Source organism: Photorhabdus sp. HUG-39, assembly GCF_963878365.1.
Lineage (GTDB): Bacteria > Pseudomonadota > Gammaproteobacteria > Enterobacterales > Enterobacteriaceae > Photorhabdus > Photorhabdus kayaii.
On record NZ_CAWNWY010000018.1, the window covers coordinates 1 to 19,799 of the forward strand.

A 19,799-nucleotide genomic window follows, 5' to 3' on the forward strand; every position below is an offset into this window, starting at 1 on the left:
GAGAGCGTTTCTGGCGGGAAAGTCTGGAGAGGGGGGGATCTTAACATGGTGGCAAGCTCCGTTGAGTGAACGGAACTTAATTAAAACAAAATGCCGGATAAAAAACCAGCACTTTGTCAATAATCTGGGGCACCCTTCGGGTGCCTTCTTTAGCCCATTGAAGATTCATTAACCAACTCCTGGGATTCGTCTCCTGTTGCACTACTTTCGTATACTGTTAAATCAGCGATACGTGACATGACTGTCATTAACATAGCCCAGCCTTTATTTTGGATCTCAAATAAAGGCTTTCCATCTTCAATATTGTAGTTAGATATGAATTCATAGCCCATACGTACATGTTCATCATCTAGAATACTATGAACGTCAAAGTGAGCTTTAGGAGTAGTATCATCCATTACAGGTTTAATATGTTTGTAGAAGAAAGTAGCTGAGGCTTCAACCACCAAATGAACTAAAACAACTTTTTCTAATTCAGTTGCTGTTGTCATTTTATAAGCGAACCATGAGCTTGCTGCTTCAAGAACTGGATCAAATACAGGTTCAAAATCTATACGGTTATTTTTGATATCACGATTATGTCCGAGTTCTTCTTCTAGATGGGACATTGTAAGTTCTTCGAAAGCATCGTTATGTAATGTTGCAGCACGAGTTAACACCATTTTCTGAAAATGGTCAGACCAAACTTGGAAACAATCGAGAAATCTTTTCTTTGCTTGTGTTTTTTTTAATAGTCCACGATTTACTAAGGAGCAGGTGCGCAAATATCCGTCATGGCTATGCAGGGAAAAATCTGCAAAAAAGAAGCCGAATGTACGGGCGCAGTCATGACCTCAACCAGAGACATTTCTTTTGCCCATACGTGGGAGCCCATGTCCGGATACAGAGCTGCAACTACTCGTCGATATCAGAACAACAAAAGCCTTGTAAACTGAGATGCGTTCATACAGGGGAGGATATTAACTCTCAGCTTTCAATAAACCTTTGGGAAGGGGTGTCGTCAGTCAGTGTTTGTAAGTAATCTACACAGGTAAGTTTGCTGATATTATCCCCGTTTGCTAAACGGTATTTTAACCAATTGATAATTTGTTCCACTAATTGTCCCTCTGGATTATCCAGTTTCTCAGCCAATTTACCGTGGTTTTCCCAGCAATTATCACTGATCGCAAATGCTATCCCTTGCAGGGCGTAATCGGAATGGTGCCAGGCATGCAATAAATGACTACCCAGAATAAAGGGTAATTCACTGCCACCTTGGCCGCAATTTTCAGGCCGATAATAAATCTGCGGTTCTGGCATATCGATCATCAGCTCACTCACCGGTGTCAAAAATGCTGACCAATCGCTGACTATCATTGCCGGTAATAACAGACTGAGGATACGCGGGTCCATACTGCGAAAAATCACCGGTTTTTCTTGCAAAATCACCTGCTGGCGTGAACGCCAATGATTAAGCTGCTGTATCCATGACTGATCACTGCGGTAAGCCCAACCCCAACTGTTATCGCTCAGAGTTTGGCTATCAAGCCAATGAGCTATCGTTGACAGACAGCCTGACTTGGGCTGAACCAGCCAGGGACTTTGCGCCAGCATGTGATCCAACGGTGTATTGCTGTATAGCGGGAAAGCCTGCTCTACCCAGTCGTTGCGATAAAAGAGCGCAGCCGGGTTAGGTTCCGCGAGTGAATTGAGCATAAAGAAAACCGATGGTTTGTTAGGGATACTCAGCCACTGTTGCCAATTTATTGACTTGTTCATTTATCCTCCGGATTATCAATAACCCAATTTGTTTCCTGTTGAGCCAGCACAGCACAAAACGGTTTGGTAGGGAATTTAACCCCCGGCAGAGGCGCAACCCCTTCCGGCAGTTGCAGAGACAACCCACGGCCAGTACCGGCAGAACCTTGCCCGACTGATAAATTCGGGGAGGTTAGAATACCGCCGGGGGTTATCCGTATAAAATGACCACCGACTTTTAAAGTAATTTCTGACGCCGCTTCCAACACCATTTTACCGCCGCTTTTCAGGTGTGTTTCCTGACCGCTTTCAGCCACCAACGCATCGCCGGTCTGTAAATGTTGACTGCCTGAGATACGGTGTGAAACATCTCCATCGGTGCTGTATTTCCCCGATCCCCTGATATGTTGATGATCATCCACTGAAATTTCGCTATAGCGGTTATTATCGATCCGCTGTTTATGGTCATGTTTAATATGCCAATAAGCGTCGTGTTGAATATGGGCGGTCAGATCTTTCTGCCCGTGCAGGTAAATCTCTTCCCGGTCTTTCTCATCTTCAAAGCGCAATTCATTAAAACCTTCCCCTTTATGGGTCTGGGTTTTAAATGTCGTGCGGGTCTTTTCAGCGGGTAAATTTAACGGGGGCCGGTTTAAACCGTTGTAGGTGCAACCGGTGACAATCGGACGATCAATATCGCCGTTCAGATAGGAGACAATCACCTCCTGACCGATACGGGGAACCGCCATAAAACCGTAACCGCTGCCATTCCAACCTTGGGCGAACCGTACCCAACAGGAGGCGTTTTCATTGGCTTTATCATAACGATCCCAGTGAAAATGGATGCGGATACACCCCTCTTCATTGACATAAATCTCTTCCCCTTCCGGGCCGACCACGGTTGCCACTTCATCACCGTCCGCCAGCGGTTTGTAGCGATATAGCGCTCGCCAGTCGTTATAACCCGAAATAAAACTGAATTCGTTATGCAGATAAGATCCTGACTCTCCGCTACCTTCTTGCCGTGCCTGCGGACACTTGCCGTGATGACGGATCGCCACGATTTGCCAACGAGTATTCATGGCATCAACCGGGTGTTCGCTGAGGTCAAAGATTTTACCGGGCATCAGTTTAAAACAGTTGCTTTGCCCGCTACCGGCCTGACGTTGATTCTCAACGGCCTGTTGACGGCGCTGAACAAACGGTTTCGCCTCCGCGTCTTTCTGAAAACGGCCATAGCTTTCAAAAAGCTCAAACAGGGTTTTCTGCCCCTCAACACTGGGATCGATATTGGCCCGGTGTGTCAGGCGGTAAGCGGGATTCTGGGGATTATAGTCCTTATAAATGACCCGCATCGGGGTCATGGAGACGCCCAGACACACCTGATTCATCACATTCATTTCGGTGGCCGTCTCTATCTGCGGGTTGTAGACCAGCGGTAAGTTGGCTGTCATCCCTAAATGGCTGTCACTGAAAAACAGCTTGTCGTCTTCAAACCAGAAATTCAGCCCCTCTTCGGAGACTAACCGGGCAAAAAAGGCATAATCGGACTCCCGTTTTTGCGTCACATACTCCCGTGTGTAATGAAACTCATCCAATTGGCAATCGAACAGGATGCAATGTTTTTTCAGCAAATTCGTGAGAATTTCCGGCACGCTTTGCCGATGATAAATCCGGCTGTCCTGATTCAAGTTCATCCGCCAGAGAGCGGGCTGGACGGTGAGGTAATAAATGGTGCGGTGAGCATGAGAGTCACCTAATACCGCCTGTGTGATAATGCCGCTAACCTGACGTTGCTCAATATCGTTGAAAACCACCCGGAATTTCACAGACTGTAATAACAGTGATTCCAGATCAATATCGGCCCGCTTACTGACCAGCGTTAAAGATAGGGTAAATAACTCGGATAACTCCTCTTCTAGAGAAAATTCAGCTACCGCAAACGTTTTCTCCGGCAAATCGATAATATGACAAAGAAAGTGTAATCCATCGTTCATATGGACTCCTTATTTCTGATGTTGGTGTTTAAGAAATGGGTGATTAAAATCACTGATAAGATCGATAAGTATTGTTTAATATTTTTCATGGTAAGCTTTCCTCAATTCCTACAGCGTTATCTATATAGCGTGTTAGGGCTAGATTGCTTTTGAAATTGTAATTTGCTTATTTTATGTATCGGAAGTTGACTTGTTGAGTATCGGTTTTAATACTCCCGTCAGGATATTCAACCCATTCCTTTTTTTTAGTCACCGTGATCTTGGGTATTTTGGTTTCATCTAGTTTAGGCTTAAAGATAATTTTCCATTCAGCTCCCGGAGTTAATTTTAATTGGAAGAAACGCGTACCTACTTCACCTCGTAAAAATAAGCGTTTCGGAAACCCTTCAACTATTTTCAGAATAGGGTAAATAACTGGTCTAAAATCTAGGGTATTCAATACCGCAGTTTCGCTGAGATTTGTTTGGGTTGCATCGTTGATAAAAGCGGTTAAACCTGTTCCATTGCCTCCCTTATTAACAACATCTTTCATCAGATGGCTGACGTCAGTATAGCGCACAGACACAAAAGCTCGATCAATCTTCCATTTACACCGGCCGCCGCCATTAAAAGGTAATTTCGTCTGAAAATAACCGGTTTGTGGATCGGCCTTTACTTTCAGACGAAGCCCATTATAGGTTGGCACCTTATAAGGTGACATGTCAGCATGTAGCTGATATTCAAGGCAGTCTTTTGATATATACACAGCGGACACATATGGTTCGGTATATTTTGGTACTACCCCTTCTACTGTGATCCACTGATTCTCTTTGGGCGGAGAAAGCGGCTCATTAGGGTTAGCACAGCTCGATATTAAAATTACTGATAAGATCGATAAGTATTTTTTAATATTTATCATGGTAACTGTTCCTCAATTCCTACAGCGTTATCTATATAGCGTGTTAAGGCTAAAGGTCCTTTTTGATCCTGTTGAGTGCAAATCAATGCTTGCTTTAAGTGATGGTCCATCTGTAAAAATAATGCATCGCGTTGCCGAATATCAGCAACAATATCGGTCCTTTCATTTGACGTTTTTTCAAATAATTGTTCCTGATCCTGGAAAAAATGGTATTTACCCGGCGCAATTAGCTCTGCCAGTCGTGCACCAATGTAACGGGCGTATTTCAATGAACTGTGATCAGGGAAACCCAAGGCATCCTTTTCGGTCGGATTCTCATTCAACGGAAACCATTTGGCTTTATTTGCATCGCTTATCTGTTTAAAAAATCCTTTTTGAATCTCACCTGCATTCTTTAGATTATGTGCTGTTTCATGGCTTAATGACGGAATTAAATATAATTTTGTTTGGGTGGGTAAGGTAGTTCTGAGTCGTATATGGTTGCTTGGATTACGCTCTTCTAACCATTCAATAACCAGATTGATTTTACAAAAGTGCACTATTTTTCCGTGGTGTAAGAAAATTTCACCGCTTTTGGTAACATCTAGCAACTCAATAGGGCTGAATAGATAGCCGAGTGGTCCCCAACAATCATATAGCCAGTTATCCAGATTTTTTTCCGGTGGTAAGGAAGGGATCGGATCATCTTCATTCACATGGCGGTAATGGGTGATATCTGCCAGTTCTCGTACTGCACTGATTGTTAACACCCGTGGCATTCCGTAGCTGTAAAAACACGGATCATGTTCTTTTAGTTGCGCGCAATGTAGTAATGCCAGTGCTCCTCCTAAGCTATGACCGCAAACAAATAACCTTTTGCTGTTAGCCAATTCACTGATATCGGTGAATACTTCTTGAGTTGTATCACTGGGAACTCTCAGCTTTGCAACCAGACTGAACGCCTCCCAGAACCCTTTATGTACTTTGCCGCTGTGAATAAACCCGTTGCACAATGCTTTTTCATCGCAACTTAATCCCAAAGGCTGGTACGTAGCATCTGTAAGGACATCCTCTGTGCTGGCTGTACCCCGCCAACTGACAATCACATCATTTTTACTGGCTGCATAGAACAACTGGGTATTACCTTGCCTATTATCTCCTGTTTTAGAATTAACAAATTCTATCCGGGTATAACGTTCACTAAACGGCACATCGTAAACTACAGGTGTTGCCGATAAGGTCTCCAATTTATAGGGCAATTTTGAAACGTCCACCATTTGCCGGTTAAAGAAATGTTTCACAGAGCCTACTACATTGACATCCCCATCGGCATAGGCCAGCACACTCATCAAACACTGGTTATAAGCATTCACAATGGAATACTCTTTCTGATGATGTAACAGTAAAACCCAAGCTCGAAATGGACACACTTCCAGAACATATCGTCGATTCACCGGATGAACCTGATAGCCTTTTGGCTCCGGGTCCGGGAAATGATAGGGAGGTGGAATTTTTTTGGGATCATTCCAATCATCTAGCACCGGCAACCCATCACTAATCTGCCCGATAGTCACATAGCGATATTGATAGCCTTCGGCTTCTGCTTTTGGTTTCACCACCGAAGCCTCTTCACCGCGTTTTTCCCGCAACGGGCGCTGTTCCATCTCATCGGCCAGCGGTTGGGCGCCGATATACAGAGTTACCGGATGGGAAGGCATATCTTCTTCCCTTAGCAATCCATTGCCATCGGTAACCCCTTTACGTCCCAGCAGAGGATTTCCACGGATTTTCAAACGATAAGGCATATTGACCAAGGGTTTTCCCTGTTCATCCACCAACTGAAATTCTATCCAGTTTTTCAGCATGTTTTTACAGTCAAGACAATCGAGTGGGCTTAATTTGCTCATTGATACTATTTCCTTACAATTAACGTTACAGATAGGCTCGCAGCCCGAACATCATGTGTTGAAAATTCCACAGGATTTCTCCCGTCTGACCATCCATAACTTTCATCATCACAAAAGTCCTCATGCTGATGAAAAGCGTCATCAGGCGTGACACCACCAGACTGAACTGATGCATCTCCCCCTGATTGGCATAACAATCCGGGTTCAATGTCAGAACGAGTTGATGGCCCCGCACTGGAACCCCTTTGTCGAGGCGATCTATTGGGATGTTATCCAGCCGAACGATACCGTCGATATGTTCCTGGATACGTTTGCTTAATGACTGATCGGAGGAGAAATCGAATAGCTTGATAAGGTCTTTTAACGAGTGGGTTTGAAAAGCCATCCAGGGTGATACGGAAAGGAAAGAGATGATTGACCAGGCCGATCTACTTATTTGATCCTCCGCCATTGTTGAGTGGCAAGCAGAAGAAACTGGGGTGATATTGCTTACTTTCAGCACTGAGGCATATTCTCCCGGTAGATTAATCTCCCCGATACCTAGGTTGGAGGCCCGTGTTTGATAACCGGTAAATTGACAAAAAATGGATTGTGGCGGCAGGTTATCCGCGGGTTTACCATGACAGTCAAAGAAGTGCAGATGTTGCAGGGTACGCTGCGACATATCGCGTTCGGTCCTAAGCTGATAATAATAAAGAAACTCAGCATCCGGCAGAAAACGAGCGGTTTGGGAGAATTGCTCAATCGGCAGATAGCGGTATGGTTGCCCGCGCTCCTGCTTTGGTTCAGTAGAGGTGCAAACGTGGTTCAGCTTGAACAGTTGTTTAGTCGAATCCAATGGGATTTGATAATGGTTGGCTTCACTGTTTACCGAGATCTTCTCACTCATCGGCTCCAGATGTCTTACCGGCACGCAGTCCAACAGAAAGGTTTGGGAAATATCGTTTAGCATCAGATGACCATCAAACCGAAAAATCAGCTCGAATGTCCGGTCTGCGTTCAACTCCACCAATCGACGATCTTTCTTGATATCAATTGTCACAAAATCATGTACATGGGGCAGGTAATAGTACTCAGTCATCAGTTGCAAGATAGAGTATGGCGTGGTTTTCATCGCCGGCAGGATGGCAACCTGCCGTGCGGTTCCCCACAATGCCGGGACTGGGTAACTGTCATCAAGCCTGATGGTTTTGTCCTGTGTTCGCAAAAAGACATCACACAGATTAAAGTCAAGCCATAAGGCTAATTCAGCGGCTTGCAGACGATCGCTGCCCAGAAAGAAATCTAGCGGTTGGCTGCGCCACTCTGAGGTATTCTCCGAACATTGCAGTGTTAGCGTTATCTCACTGTACTCTGGGGTTGCGTTCAGTTGCCGGTCAATCACCGCCAGTGGTTCGATATGCAGAGGGCAGCAGGTTTCAAAACTGACTTCCTCTTCTCCTTCACCGGCAAAAACCGGCGCTCCTTCGGGTAGCGTCATCGCGCTCAGGTGATGTTTCCCTGTGGGTGAAAATTGAACTATGCTCGTGGGCGGGACCGGGCACATGGCATATGGCCAAATATGAGCCAGCATCCCTGATGTGAGTTCGGGAAACTCATCCTCAATTTTTTCGCGAATACGGGAGGCTGACAGCGCAAAGCCCTGCATCACTCGCTCAATATCCGGATCACCGGCACCTTCAGATAAAAAATCTGCCAGGTGCGGATTTTCTTTTGCGGCTTCCTGCGCCAATTGCCGTATATATTGCAATTCTTGTAGGAATAGAGACTCTTTTTTATTCATAATACACTGTCCTATAAGGTTTTTATCTGGAAAGACGTTTGTGAGGCGATTAGTGTGGCCCCACAGGGGTTTCATATTTTGCCCAGAGTTGAAATAATCAATTCTTTTGCCAAAGAAATAACATAGTAAAAATCCCATCATCACCGATAAAAACAGCGCTTATCGCATGAATAATGGCGAGTTGAATGATAGGAAGACAGAAATCAATCCTGATCAGTTAATCCCCAGGAATAAGGGGAACAGGGGGTAATTTTTTTAAATATAGTCCATTTGATGGAGGTTAATTAATAATTAAACATTCATCATATAGCAAGAATTTTTTTCAAATTTACAAAAATATAAATTTGTAAGAAAGTGTTATAAACTCGATATGGAGTCAAAGAGATATCAAGCCATCTCGAATTTGCTAATTAAAAAATATTTTTATTACAATCTGTTATGATGATTAATGGCATTATCTATTTAGTCGTTGTTTTAATAACTTTGTTAATGCCACCGGAAAGGAGTGGTGAAAGAAGAGAATCTTATATGCATGCTTCGTCTTTGCATGCGGTTTGTATTTCCTATTGATTGATAAGAATGGTCGGCAATAGTAATACCTGATGTGATAGTTGCTGTATTTAATATCAGATGAGTGATGATGATGGTATTAAATACCAGTGCAGCTTGATAGGGCTAATCTGAAAATACCGCAGAAACTGCACTTGATACTGAGTTAAGTATCATTTAATTCCATGGGAAAAATTAATTCAAATTAAGTCACGGTGTTTGTCATAGTGACTCATCTGAAACTTTTCCCAATGATGATAGATTTGTCCCTTTGTTAAATTCACTCCCAATCCCACAAGAGATGGTAGCGATCTCGTGACCAGCGATAATAGAGCGCCAGGAAAGCATTAATATTGTTAATGGGAAATTGCTCGAAGTCGAAATGTTCATCTTCATCCAAATCAAGTAATTCGCTTATCCATAGCCGCGTTTCTGCATATTCCTCATGGTCAGGATAATTCAGTATTGTGATTAAATCTTCATAACCATCAATCCCGCCGGTATCTTCAAAGGGACAGGCGCGAGCGCCATCCAGACAATAAAAAGGAAGCGGAAGATCATTTGCCGGATAATCACTGTTTTCTAAAGTAATTTCGTGTTCCCATTCATCGCCAAAATCATAGAGATAGGTAAAAGATCGCCCTTTTTGTTTAATCAGATCAGCCAGACGGTATAAATCTTCTTCCTTGCCATCAGATGGGTTTTCTGGCATTTCTGTCAGTCGCAATTTACCAATACGAAATTCATGTAGATGACTATCCTGCCATCCCATAACGATCTGTATCACATCATGCAGCCGGTCAAATGAAATAGAGGCGGGAACGACAAATTGCCGCCAAATAGCGGGTTTTGAGTCTGTAAGTGTTATTTTTAATTGATAGAATTTTTCATTCATCACTAATCTCCTAATGGTTTTGAGATGATTCTTTCCATGTGTGCCATCTATTGTCAATATTTTATTGAATTTTCCTGGCTGGATTTACTGGAATGCCAGCATGCTTAGCTTTGTATGAAAAATTTGGATCATGTCATCAATTTCAGCGGCTAATGTTTCTTTAAGATATACAGTGCTTAAGGTGGATATTTTGACTATTTTTCAGTTAGTTATTGGTTTCTTCGGATATATACCCAATGGATTTCAAGATGCATCGCGACGGCAAGGGAGCGAATCCCCGGGAGCATAGATAACTATGTGACCGGGGTGAGTGAGTGCAGCCAACAAAGAGGCAACTTGAAAGATAACGGGTATATGCCTTCGTGCATAAGTGACTTATTAAGTATAGTTTAAAATCACGAGCAGGATCGATATATTCAGAAGTTTTGCTATTAACAAAAAAAACGCATATTATTTACATACCGTTAATCAAATATAGAAGATTAATAACTGTCCTGGCTCAGGAAATCCTTAACTAAATTACAGATAAATGAGTAAGGTGTTTTTTTATGCGTTAGTTTAATAGCTCAGTGTAGCAATCTGAATGGTGCTGCTTGACGTTGTATCATGGATAGTCGTTGATTAATTACGGATTTTCTTATTGTAAAACCACTCCTATTAATAAGAAAACATTATCAATTTTTGGTGTTTTATTGCATATACCCTATGAATTTCAAGATGAATCGCGACGGCAAGGGAGTGAATCCCTGGGAGCATAGATAACGATGTGACCGGGGTGAGCGAGCGCGGCCAACAAAGAGGCAACTTGAAAGATGACGGGTATATACCCTATGGATTTCAAGATGCATCGCGACGGCAAAGGAGCGAATCCCCGGGAGCATAGATAACTATGTGGCCGGGGTGAGTGAGTGCAGCCAACAAAGAGGCAACTTGAAAGATAACGGGTATAGATTGAAGGAAACGAGTAAGTATGCTGTTGAGTAAAAAAATCCAAGAAAATTTCACTTTGATATGCTTATTTGGTTTTATTTCATTGGCCCATTTAAGCCTTGGATATCAGCTAAAGTTTATATATGTATTTAGTGCTTTTTCAATTCTGATATTATTGTTTAATTTTAACAAATATATATATTATATTTTTGTATTCATGATTGGATTGGTAGGCGTGATCTATTCTCCTGTAGGATTAAATTATGGTTATCCCGATATCAATTCAGTGGGATCTTTAATTTATACGAATAAAAATGAAGCGTTTGAATTTATCAGTGGGCTGCCTATTTTTACCTATTTAGTGGTGTCAGCTATTATTATATTAATGATTTTATCTTTTAAGGTAAAAGTGACGCTAAAGAGAAAGAGTACAATATTTTTATCACTGTTTTTTGTATTATCAGCTTTCTGGTCACCGGTAAAAGGATATATAAATTCCGGTTTCAATCCTGATTTTAATCTATTGGCATCAGGATTACCCGAAGTTAGATTTTTTAGTGATGTCGTTGAGAGCTATGAAGAAGTTAATTCAGAAAGAATTAGGTTTGCTGAAATAATAAAACAGAAAGACTCTTGGCATCCGGTGGTAAAAGAGGATAAATATGAAACCTATATCATGGTCATTGGTGAAAGTGTTCGAAAAGACTTTATGAATGCGTATGGTTTTCCTTATAACAATACGCCGTGGCTGGACAAAGCGAATGGCAAGATATTTACAAATTACATCTCATCAGCGGCATCGACTCAATTATCTTTGACTAACTCACTGGCTCTGAAAGGTGAGAATGCGATCAATTTGAATGATAGTGTCATAACCTTGGCGAAAAAAGCCGGGTTTTATACTTATTGGATATCTAATCAGGGGATGAAGAGTGCTTTTGATTCTCCAGTCGCGTTGATTGGACAACAGGCAGATAGCGTCCATTTCCTGAAAAGTGGCAGTTCTGATGACCGGCGTTATTTGCCTGATGATAAATTGATGCCTTATATTAAAGAAGCATTGATACCAGAAAAGAAGAAGAAACTGATTGTTATTCACCTGATGGGATATCACCCCCAGGCGTGCGTCAGAACGAATGGAAAATATGATCTGTTCTTACAATCAGAAGAAATTTCTTGTTATGTCAAGAGCATATCTAATACAGATAAATTGCTTTCTGAAATTGCATCTGAGGCTAATCATCATCATTTAAGATGGACGATGCTTTATTTTTCGGATCATGGTCTTTCTTATGTTGATAAAGGAACCGATCAAGAAAACCTGACACATGATGATGAAAATAAACAGAGTTTTCAGGTGCCGTTTTTTATTACCGGCAGTGATTACTCTTATCGTGAAGAGATAACGGCACAAAGAAGTGGACTGCATTTTCTGACTCTATTTTCTGAGTGGCTTGGAATAAGAGAAAAGAGTATTCCCGATGATTGTAATATGATGTCTAATAGTCAATGTGGTGGGCAAAATAAGATTGTTACCTTTAAAAATGAAGTTAAAGATTATGATGAATTAAATGAAGATCTTCCCGATACACAATTTTTGTCGAAGAATATCAATTGATAATTTATGTTAATTAATCATTGAGTAAAATTAAATGACACAAGGGATTTCTTCTAAAGAAGAGATCCCTTTTATACCCTACGGATTTCAAGATGGATCGCGACGGTAAGGGAGTGAATCCCCGGGAGCATAGGTAACTATGTGACCGGGGTGAGCGAGTACAGCCAACAAAGAGGCAACTTGAAAGATGACGGGTATAAACCATGAAATATTAAAAGTCAGCAGGCTATCACTGGAAAACAGGGTATAATTTCCAGTGATTTTATTTTCTTCATTCCTGAGAAATTATCCATTCATGTAATAATGGAATTTATTATTAAAACTCTCATTAAATACACGTTTTTATTTAATTGTTTTATCTGTTAATTTCCGGAAAAATTATTTTAAAAGTAATTATAAGAAATAATGGGTAGATCTTATCATGTGAATAACCATGTTATCGGATAAAAACCCTCATCAGTATATGGATAAGGATTTTTATAATCGAATGATTGGATGATTTTTTTGTTCCCGAGAGAAATAGTTTCTCATACTACATGTCTTACATAGAAAAGAGATATTGAAATTAATCGAGTCCTTTTGCAGGAGTCTCCCATATTTTGAAAAATCGCTTTACATTGCTTGCGGTGTAAATAACGGTATGGGATATATTGCGATGGCCGAGATAATCTTGAATAAGGCGTGTATCTCTTCCTAAATCAGCGAGAGCATAACCACAGGAATGTCTTAACATATGTGGATGAGGTGAAATATTGACTAATGCTTGTTTGCCATAACGCTTTAATAAACCATAAACTTGTTGGCGTGAAATAGCACCTGATTTTTGTGATAAAAAGACCCACTCTGTATCTGATTCTCTCCAACTCTTTCTAATATTAAACCATTGATTTAAAGCTTTAATTTCTTCTGGTATTAGTGGGTGTGTTGTTGATAATCCCCCTTTTAATCGTCTGACATGAATAATTTCTGAGTTAAGATCAAGATCGGATAACGTTAGATTGCATAACTCGCTCACTCTAAATCCATGAATGAAGCACATTAGTAGCATGCAATAATCTCGCTCGGCATGATATCCTTGACGTGCTTTTTCTAAAATCGCATTAATTTCATATCTGGTTAAAAACTTACGTTTCTTCATGAAAATAATTCCTGTGGAATTGGGGCGGATAGTTATAGGTAGAGAAATAATATTAATCTACCGGAATATATCAATTAATAGAACTTTTATAAAATTATTAGCTGATAACGCTATTTATTTTGGCAAAAATCTATAAATACCGTTTTTAGATAGTTATAAATAGCCATTTTTTAATAGAAAATATCAGCTTGTAAGCTTTGCAATTATATATTTGAAAATTATTTAACAATAAAAAGAAACTAAACAGAATGCACCAAACTGTAAATATGTTCCTATAAAACGACTGATTAAGTCAAATTTTGTGTAATTCCAAATTGCTAATCTTTAACTATTTATAATATATGGATTTTTTTCATTATTTTTTACTATTTTTCATACTTTACCATCAAATTATTGTAAAAAATTAGTGGGTTCATCTGAATTCAATCAAATATTAATTCATCAATTAGATTATAAGTTCAAATTAATGTCTTTTTTAGAGTATTAACTCCGAAATATTGTGCATTATTGGTTTTTTTGACTGAAAAAAACAGTTTGGTGCATTTTGTTTGGTTTAGAAAATATTAATCCGAGATTTTTAAACTATTTTGCGCTGAATATCAGGTGCATGGCGCTGGAGTCCTGCACGGTTATTTTTTATGGTTATGGGTATTTTATCCTTAAATTCAAGGAATTAGTTCACATGAGATTGAATAAATTGGTTATGGCCCTGGGGTTAGGTGTGGCTTTGGCTGCGGGTTCGGTAAATGCAGCGAATCCTAGCCAAGGTCACGGAACGGTGACTTTTACCGGGTCTATTACTGATGCACCTTGTTCTATCACCCCGGAAACGGTTGATCAGGTAGTGCCGTTGGGCTCTATTTCTAGCGCATCTTTGAAAAACGGTGGCCGTTCTTCTTCCACGCCATTCAAAATTTCTTTAGATAACTGTACGACTGAAACGATAAGTACAGTCACCACGACGTTTGTTGGCGCCAAATCTAGCATCGTCGGCGGTGATGGTTTGCTAGGTATCGAAGGAGTTGCTAAAGGCGCGGGTATTGCGCTCACTGATGCGGGCGGTAACAAAATCAAACTAGGTACCCCCTCACCGGCTGTAGCTCTGCATGATGGTAATAATGATCTGCATTTTGCTGCCTATCTTCAGGGTGATACTTCACCTGATGCCGTTGTTCCGGGTAATTTCACCGGCATTGCCAACTTCCAGCTGACTTACCAATAAGTCTTTTCATGCACGGAAACGCTTATAAGGAGGCGGGCGTTTCCTAATCAAAAGTTTTGAATAAGTTTAGCTGGAGAGAAGTCATGAGCCGATATTCTGCCGTTGTTGTAGTGCCCTGCCTGTTAATGTTTTCCTGTGTTATTGAAGCTGAAACGGCTGCTCCACAAGGAACGCAAGGATATGGTCGCGTTAGCATGCAAGGCACCATCATTGATACGGCCTGTGCGATTGATGCAGGTAGCCGTGACCAGACGATTGAGTTAGCCACGATCCCGGTAAGCCGGATGATACATGATGAACGGGGAGCCGTGCGCCCCTTTTCCATCCGTTTGATTAACTGTGTACTGACTTCTGCCGCCTTGGGTAAACCCGATTGGCGCCACTTTCAGGTGATGTTTGATGGCGTGCGGGATGGGAACAATTTCCGGTTATCTGGTGTGGCTCAAGGAGTGGCATTACAAATTACAGACATATACGGCAATCAGGCGTATCCGGGAACTCCACTACCGGTGGGGGACTTACAGGCAGAGCAGATGAAGCTTAATTACGTGATGCGATTGGTGGGTAATCGCCAGTTATTGCAAGCGGGGCAGTATCGAACCACGGTTCGGTTCAGGCTGGATTATCACTAATCATCGATCTGGGAATGTTATGGCTTTGTTTTTGGGTTTGACCACTGAATATGACAGGGTGGTCTCGGTTCGGTGTGTCCTGAAACCTCTTATTGTTTCGGTACTGCTTGCGTTAATGGGGACTCATGCGGTGTATGCGGAAGAGGAAATTGAATTTAATACGGATGTATTGGATGTTCAGGATCGTTCTCGGATTAATTTAAAAGAGTTTTCCCGTGCGGGTTATATCATGCCGGGGAATTATCAGATGGCGGTGCGTCTGAATAAAAGCGAACTGCCGGAGATGCCGGTGACTTTTATGGTACCACCGGATGATCCGAAGGGGAGTGTGGCGTGTTTGCCGCCTGAGCTGGTGAAGCAGTTGGGGCTGCGGGCGGAATGGGAATCAAAGATTACCTGGTGGAACAATAACCAGTGTCTGGAGACTAAAACGCTGCCTGGCATGACAGTGCGCGGTGATTTGAGCAGTGACACGTTATACCTGAGTGTGCCTCAAGCCTATCTTGAATATAACTCACCAGACTGGGACCCGCCGTCACGTTGGGATGAGGGGATTTTCGGAATGATGTTTGATTATAACGTCAATGCTCAGATCTCTAAGCCGGCGAAGGGAAGTGAAAATCAGAATGTCAGTGCTAATGGTACGACTGGGATAAATTTGGGGGCGTGGCGCCTGCGGGCAGACTGGCAATCACAGTATAACCATGTCACGGGGCGGGCAGGGAGCACAGAGAAAAACTGGGATTGGAGCCGTTATTACTTGTACCGGGCAATCCCACATTGGCAGGCTAAGCTAACGTTGGGTGAGGATTACCTTAATTCAGATATCTTTGACAGCTTCCGTTTTACCGGTTTGAGTCTGGTGACGGATGACAATATGTTGCCTCCGAACCTGCGAGGCTATGCGCCAGAGGTGACGGGGGTAGCGAAAACCAATGCCAGAGTGACTATTCGTCAGCAGGGGCGGGTGTTGTATGAAACCCAAGTTGCGCCAGGTCCATTTCGTATTCAGGACATCAATGATGCAGTGAGCGGCAAACTGGATGTGCGGGTAGAGGAGCAGGATGGCGGTTTACAGGAATTTCAGATCGATACTGCGAATATTCCCTATTTAACTCGTCCGGGCCGGGTTCAGTACAAACTGGCGGCGGGTAAGCCGACTAACTGGAAACATCACAGTGAGGGATCGGGCTTTGGTATTGGTGAGTTTTCCTGGGGAATAAACAATGGTTGGTCGCTGTACGGTGGGATATTGGGGGCCGGGAATTATAACGCGTTGTCATTGGGGGTTGGGCGTGATCTGATGGTCTTTGGCGCTCTTTCCTTTGATGTCACTGAATCCCGCGCCGATTTACCGGCTGAGGACCAAACGTTGATTGGTGGCTCTTATCGTCTCAGTTATTCCAAGCGTTTTGAGGAGTATGACAGTCAGGTGACTTTTGCCGGTTACCGTTTCTCGGAACGTGACTTTATGAGCATGAGTCAGTATCTGGATCGCCGTTATCACGATGGTGATGCGGAGAGTAATAAAGAACTTTACACCATTATGCTCAATAAGCAGTTTACGCATATTGGTACCAGTATCTACTTAAATTATAGCCACCAGACTTATTGGAACCGTTCGAATAACGATCGCTATAACTTATCGATATCACGTTATTTTGATATTGGAAGTTATAAGAATATTAACCTGAATCTGTCTGCTTACCGTAATAAATATGAAGGTAAAAATGACGACGGGATGTATATGACGTTATCCCTGCCGTGGGGTAATTCAGGAACTGTCAGTTATAACGCCATGGTCAACCGGGAAGGTAACTCCCACACGGTAGGTTATTACGACCGGATTAATGAAAACAGTAACTATCGTTTAGCGGTTGGCACCAGTATTGATGGCAAGGCTGCGGCTAACGGTTATTTAACCCATTACGGCGATCGTACTCAACTGACGACCAGTGCAAGTTATCAGGATGGGCGTTATACCACGGCGGCGCTTTCTATTCAGGGAGGGATGACCATGACGCCGAAAGGCGCGGCACTGCATCGCATTAATATGCCGGGTACCACCCGTTTGATGGTAGATACCGATGGTGTCGGTGGCGTACCGGTGAAAGGCTTCGGCGCGATTACTCATACCAATATGTTCGGTAAGGCGGTGATCTCTGATGTGAACAACTATTACCGCAACAGTGCGAGTATTGATTTGAACAAACTGCCGGACAATGTGGAGGCAATCCGGTCGGTACAACAAGCGACACTGACGGAAGGGGCGATTGGTTATCGTAAATTCCAAGTGATATCCGGTGAAAAAGCGATGGGTATGATCCGCTTGCCGGATGGTAGCACGCCGCCGTTTGGGGCGACGGTACTGAATAAGGATCAACGGGAGATCGGTATTGTCAGTGATGGTGGGAACACCTACTTGAGTGGGATAAATCCGGGAGAGAAACTGGATGTGCGTTGGGATGGGGAATGGCAATGTGTGATTGAGCTGCCACATCAATTACCAAAAGTAGAAGAGATGGCTTCGTTATTACTGCTCTGCCAGTTAGCCGACGGCAATAAACAGCCATAACTTTCATTGACTGGCAGAGTAAAAACCTTGTTGCTGTCACCGAAGTGTATCGCGGTGACCTGTAATGATTATTCTAAGAATGAGTAATTGAGAGCATGAAATTGAAGAAGACAATCAATGTAGTCACGATCGCTATCCTAAGTCTGTCGGTGATCAGTGAGGTAATGGCGGCGATTGCGCTGGATCGTACCCGGATCGTGTTTAACGGTGAGGACAAATCCACCAGTATGGATATCAGCAACCAGAACAAAGAGTTGCCGTATCTGGCTCAGGGCTGGATAGAAGATGAACAGGGTAACAAAATCAATGGTCCGTTAGTGGTGACGCCACCGGTGCAGAGGGTGGAGCCGGGCGCTAAGAGCCAGGTGAAAATACAGTCACTGCCAACAATCGCGCAGTTACCACAGGATCGGGAAAGCGTGTTCTATTTTAATCTGCGTGAAATTCCGCCACGCAGCAAGAAACCGAATACCTTGCAGATTGCGCTACAAACCCGGATCAAGCTGTTCTATCGTCCGAAAGCCATTGTTGCCAGCCGTACCGATTTGGATAATCCGTGGCAAGAGAAGATGACTTTGACGCGTCGTGGGGACCGATATCAGGTGAACAACCCGACACCCTATTACATCACCGTGGTGGATGCAGCAAGCCAGCTTAAAGGTAAAACGGTGGCGGACTTTAAGCCATTTATGATAGCGCCCAAAAGTAATGCGGTGCTGAGTGGTAGTGCAGGGGCATTAGGGAGTGCGCCAGTACTGACGTATATCAATGATTATGGCGGCCGGCCGCAATTGACCTTTAGTTGTGCCGGCAACCATTGTCAGGTGAATTATGACTAATTCTCTGTGTTTTCTTTCTCTGTGTTCTCTGCGAATAAAAAGACAGTATCGCAGGCAGAAAAAATGGAGCGTATTACTGTTTGGCTGTTTGCTGAGTGTAAATGCTCAGGCTGATTTGCTGACAAAAAGGGGAAATATAGCAGCAGGACCTGTCAGTAATTTTGCGGGTAAAACACCGGTCAATATTTACGGCGTGGTTATCGCACCTCCACCTTGTGTGATTAATAATGGTAATACTATTGATGTAGATTTTGGCGACGTGATGATTACCCGGATTGATGGGATTAATTATATGCAACCCGTCAAATACACCGTGAAATGTGAAAAAATGCCGGCTAATGCAATGAAAATGATGATATCGGGTAACACTGCCAGTTTTGATCCAGCGGTGTTGCAAACCAATCACACTGGGCTTGGTATTGCTGTCATTCATAACGGACGAAAATTGCCCGTCAATGACTGGATGAAATTCAACTATCCTGATTTTCCTGAGTTACATGCGGTGCCGGTAAAAGATATGGCTACGGTATTGCAAGGCGGCGACTTTGGCGCGGGTGCGACCATGATGGTTGAATACCAGTGAACGGGAGACATGCAATGAACTATTTGATCTATCGTGTTTTCTGGGGTGCGTGCTTGGGATTAATCAGTGTGCTGCCGGGACGGGCAGCCGATAATATGTGGTTTCACGGCACGCTGCTTGAAGCGCCCTCTTGCGTGATTAATGACGATAATATGATTGATGTCTATTTTGGTCACAATGTTGGCATCTATCAGGTGAACGGGGTGAATTATACTAAGCCCGTGAATTATCAGTTGGTATGTGCGCCTAATATCTCAGGTTGGAGTTTAGGATTGACGGTGATTGGCTCACCAACCTCATTTGATGCCGCCGCGTTGCAAACCAATATTACTGATTTAGGCATTCGTCTGACGTTGGATGGTAAAGCATTCACCCTTAATGAGCGTATTCCGGTGACATCACAGAAACAGCCGGTGATACAAGCGGTGCCGGTGAAAAAACCAGGAAGTACGTTGCCGGAAGGGGCATTTGAAGTGACGGCGACATTGCTGGCGGAATACCAGTGAAAGGAAACTTA

At 42.9% G+C, this 19,799-nt stretch carries 15 protein-coding genes; 7 read left to right on the forward strand and 8 right to left on the reverse strand.

The window, feature by feature from the left end; genetic code table 11:
• Positions 1-149: 149 nt before the first annotated feature.
• From AAC155_RS12920 to AAC155_RS12950, 7 genes are all read right to left on the reverse strand, one after another.
• Positions 150-659 carry a hypothetical protein gene (locus AAC155_RS12920; RefSeq protein WP_192880522.1) on the reverse strand — a complete coding sequence of 170 codons (510 nt, stop codon included), beginning with the start codon at positions 657-659 and terminating at the stop codon, positions 150-152.
• A 307-nt stretch (positions 660-966) separates the two neighbouring features.
• Positions 967-1,758 carry a DUF4123 domain-containing protein gene (locus tag AAC155_RS12925; RefSeq protein WP_113042591.1) on the reverse strand — a complete coding sequence of 264 codons (792 nt, stop codon included), beginning with the start codon at positions 1,756-1,758 and terminating at the stop codon, positions 967-969.
• Positions 1,755-3,734, reverse strand: a complete 1,980-nt coding sequence (locus AAC155_RS12930; RefSeq protein ID WP_113042593.1) for a type VI secretion system Vgr family protein — start codon at positions 3,732-3,734, stop codon at positions 1,755-1,757. The genes AAC155_RS12925 and AAC155_RS12930 overlap by 4 nt, the downstream gene beginning before the upstream one ends.
• 166 nt (positions 3,735-3,900) lie before the next feature.
• On the reverse strand, positions 3,901-4,632 hold the full coding sequence (locus AAC155_RS12935; protein WP_113042594.1) for a hypothetical protein: 732 nt from the start codon (positions 4,630-4,632) through the stop codon (positions 3,901-3,903).
• A complete protein-coding gene (locus AAC155_RS12940) occupies positions 4,629-6,518 on the reverse strand; it encodes a lipase family protein (protein WP_113042596.1) in 1,890 nt (629 codons plus the stop codon). Before AAC155_RS12940 ends, AAC155_RS12935 begins: the two co-directional genes overlap by 4 nt.
• Positions 6,519-6,543: 25 nt before the next feature.
• Entirely contained in the window at positions 6,544-8,301 is a 1,758-nt protein-coding gene (gene tssF, locus AAC155_RS12945; RefSeq protein WP_223121436.1) for a type VI secretion system baseplate subunit TssF, read from the reverse strand.
• A gap of 829 nt (positions 8,302-9,130) precedes the next feature.
• The gene (locus tag AAC155_RS12950) at positions 9,131-9,745 is read right to left on the reverse strand and encodes a plasmid pRiA4b ORF-3 family protein (RefSeq protein ID WP_113042598.1); all 615 of its coding nucleotides are present in this window, start codon (positions 9,743-9,745) and stop codon (positions 9,131-9,133) included.
• Positions 9,746-10,715: 970 nt separating this feature from the next.
• On the opposite strand from AAC155_RS12950, the gene AAC155_RS12955 reads away from it, so the two are divergent.
• Positions 10,716-12,293, forward strand: a complete 1,578-nt coding sequence (locus tag AAC155_RS12955; RefSeq protein ID WP_113042600.1) for a phosphoethanolamine transferase — start codon at positions 10,716-10,718, stop codon at positions 12,291-12,293.
• Between the two features lie 565 nt (positions 12,294-12,858).
• On the opposite strand, the gene AAC155_RS12960 is transcribed toward AAC155_RS12955, so the two are convergent.
• Positions 12,859-13,431: a tyrosine-type DNA invertase gene (locus AAC155_RS12960; RefSeq protein ID WP_113042602.1), complete on the reverse strand. Its 573-nt coding sequence runs from the start codon at positions 13,429-13,431 to the stop codon at positions 12,859-12,861.
• Between the two features lie 682 nt (positions 13,432-14,113).
• On the opposite strand from AAC155_RS12960, the gene AAC155_RS12965 reads away from it, so the two are divergent.
• The 6 genes from AAC155_RS12965 (at position 14,114) to AAC155_RS12990 (ending at position 19,788) form a co-directional block, all read left to right on the forward strand.
• Positions 14,114-14,653 (forward strand): fimbrial protein, encoded by a 540-nt coding sequence (locus tag AAC155_RS12965; RefSeq protein ID WP_113042604.1) that lies wholly within the window; start codon positions 14,114-14,116, stop codon positions 14,651-14,653.
• 83 nt (positions 14,654-14,736) lie between these two features.
• Positions 14,737-15,285, forward strand: coding sequence for a fimbrial protein (locus AAC155_RS12970; protein WP_113042606.1), 549 nt, complete (start codon positions 14,737-14,739; stop codon positions 15,283-15,285).
• Positions 15,286-15,304: 19 nt separating this feature from the next.
• Entirely contained in the window at positions 15,305-17,860 is a 2,556-nt protein-coding gene (locus AAC155_RS12975) for an outer membrane usher protein (RefSeq protein WP_113042608.1), read from the forward strand.
• Between the two features lie 95 nt (positions 17,861-17,955).
• Complete coding sequence (locus AAC155_RS12980; RefSeq protein WP_113042610.1) at positions 17,956-18,699, forward strand: fimbria/pilus periplasmic chaperone; 744 nt, start codon at positions 17,956-17,958, stop codon at positions 18,697-18,699.
• Positions 18,692-19,282 (forward strand): fimbrial protein, encoded by a 591-nt coding sequence (locus AAC155_RS12985; RefSeq protein WP_113042612.1) that lies wholly within the window; start codon positions 18,692-18,694, stop codon positions 19,280-19,282. Before AAC155_RS12980 ends, AAC155_RS12985 begins: the two co-directional genes overlap by 8 nt.
• A 14-nt stretch (positions 19,283-19,296) precedes the next feature.
• Complete coding sequence (locus AAC155_RS12990) at positions 19,297-19,788, forward strand: fimbrial protein (protein ID WP_113042614.1); 492 nt, start codon at positions 19,297-19,299, stop codon at positions 19,786-19,788.
• Positions 19,789-19,799: the final 11 nt, after the last annotated feature.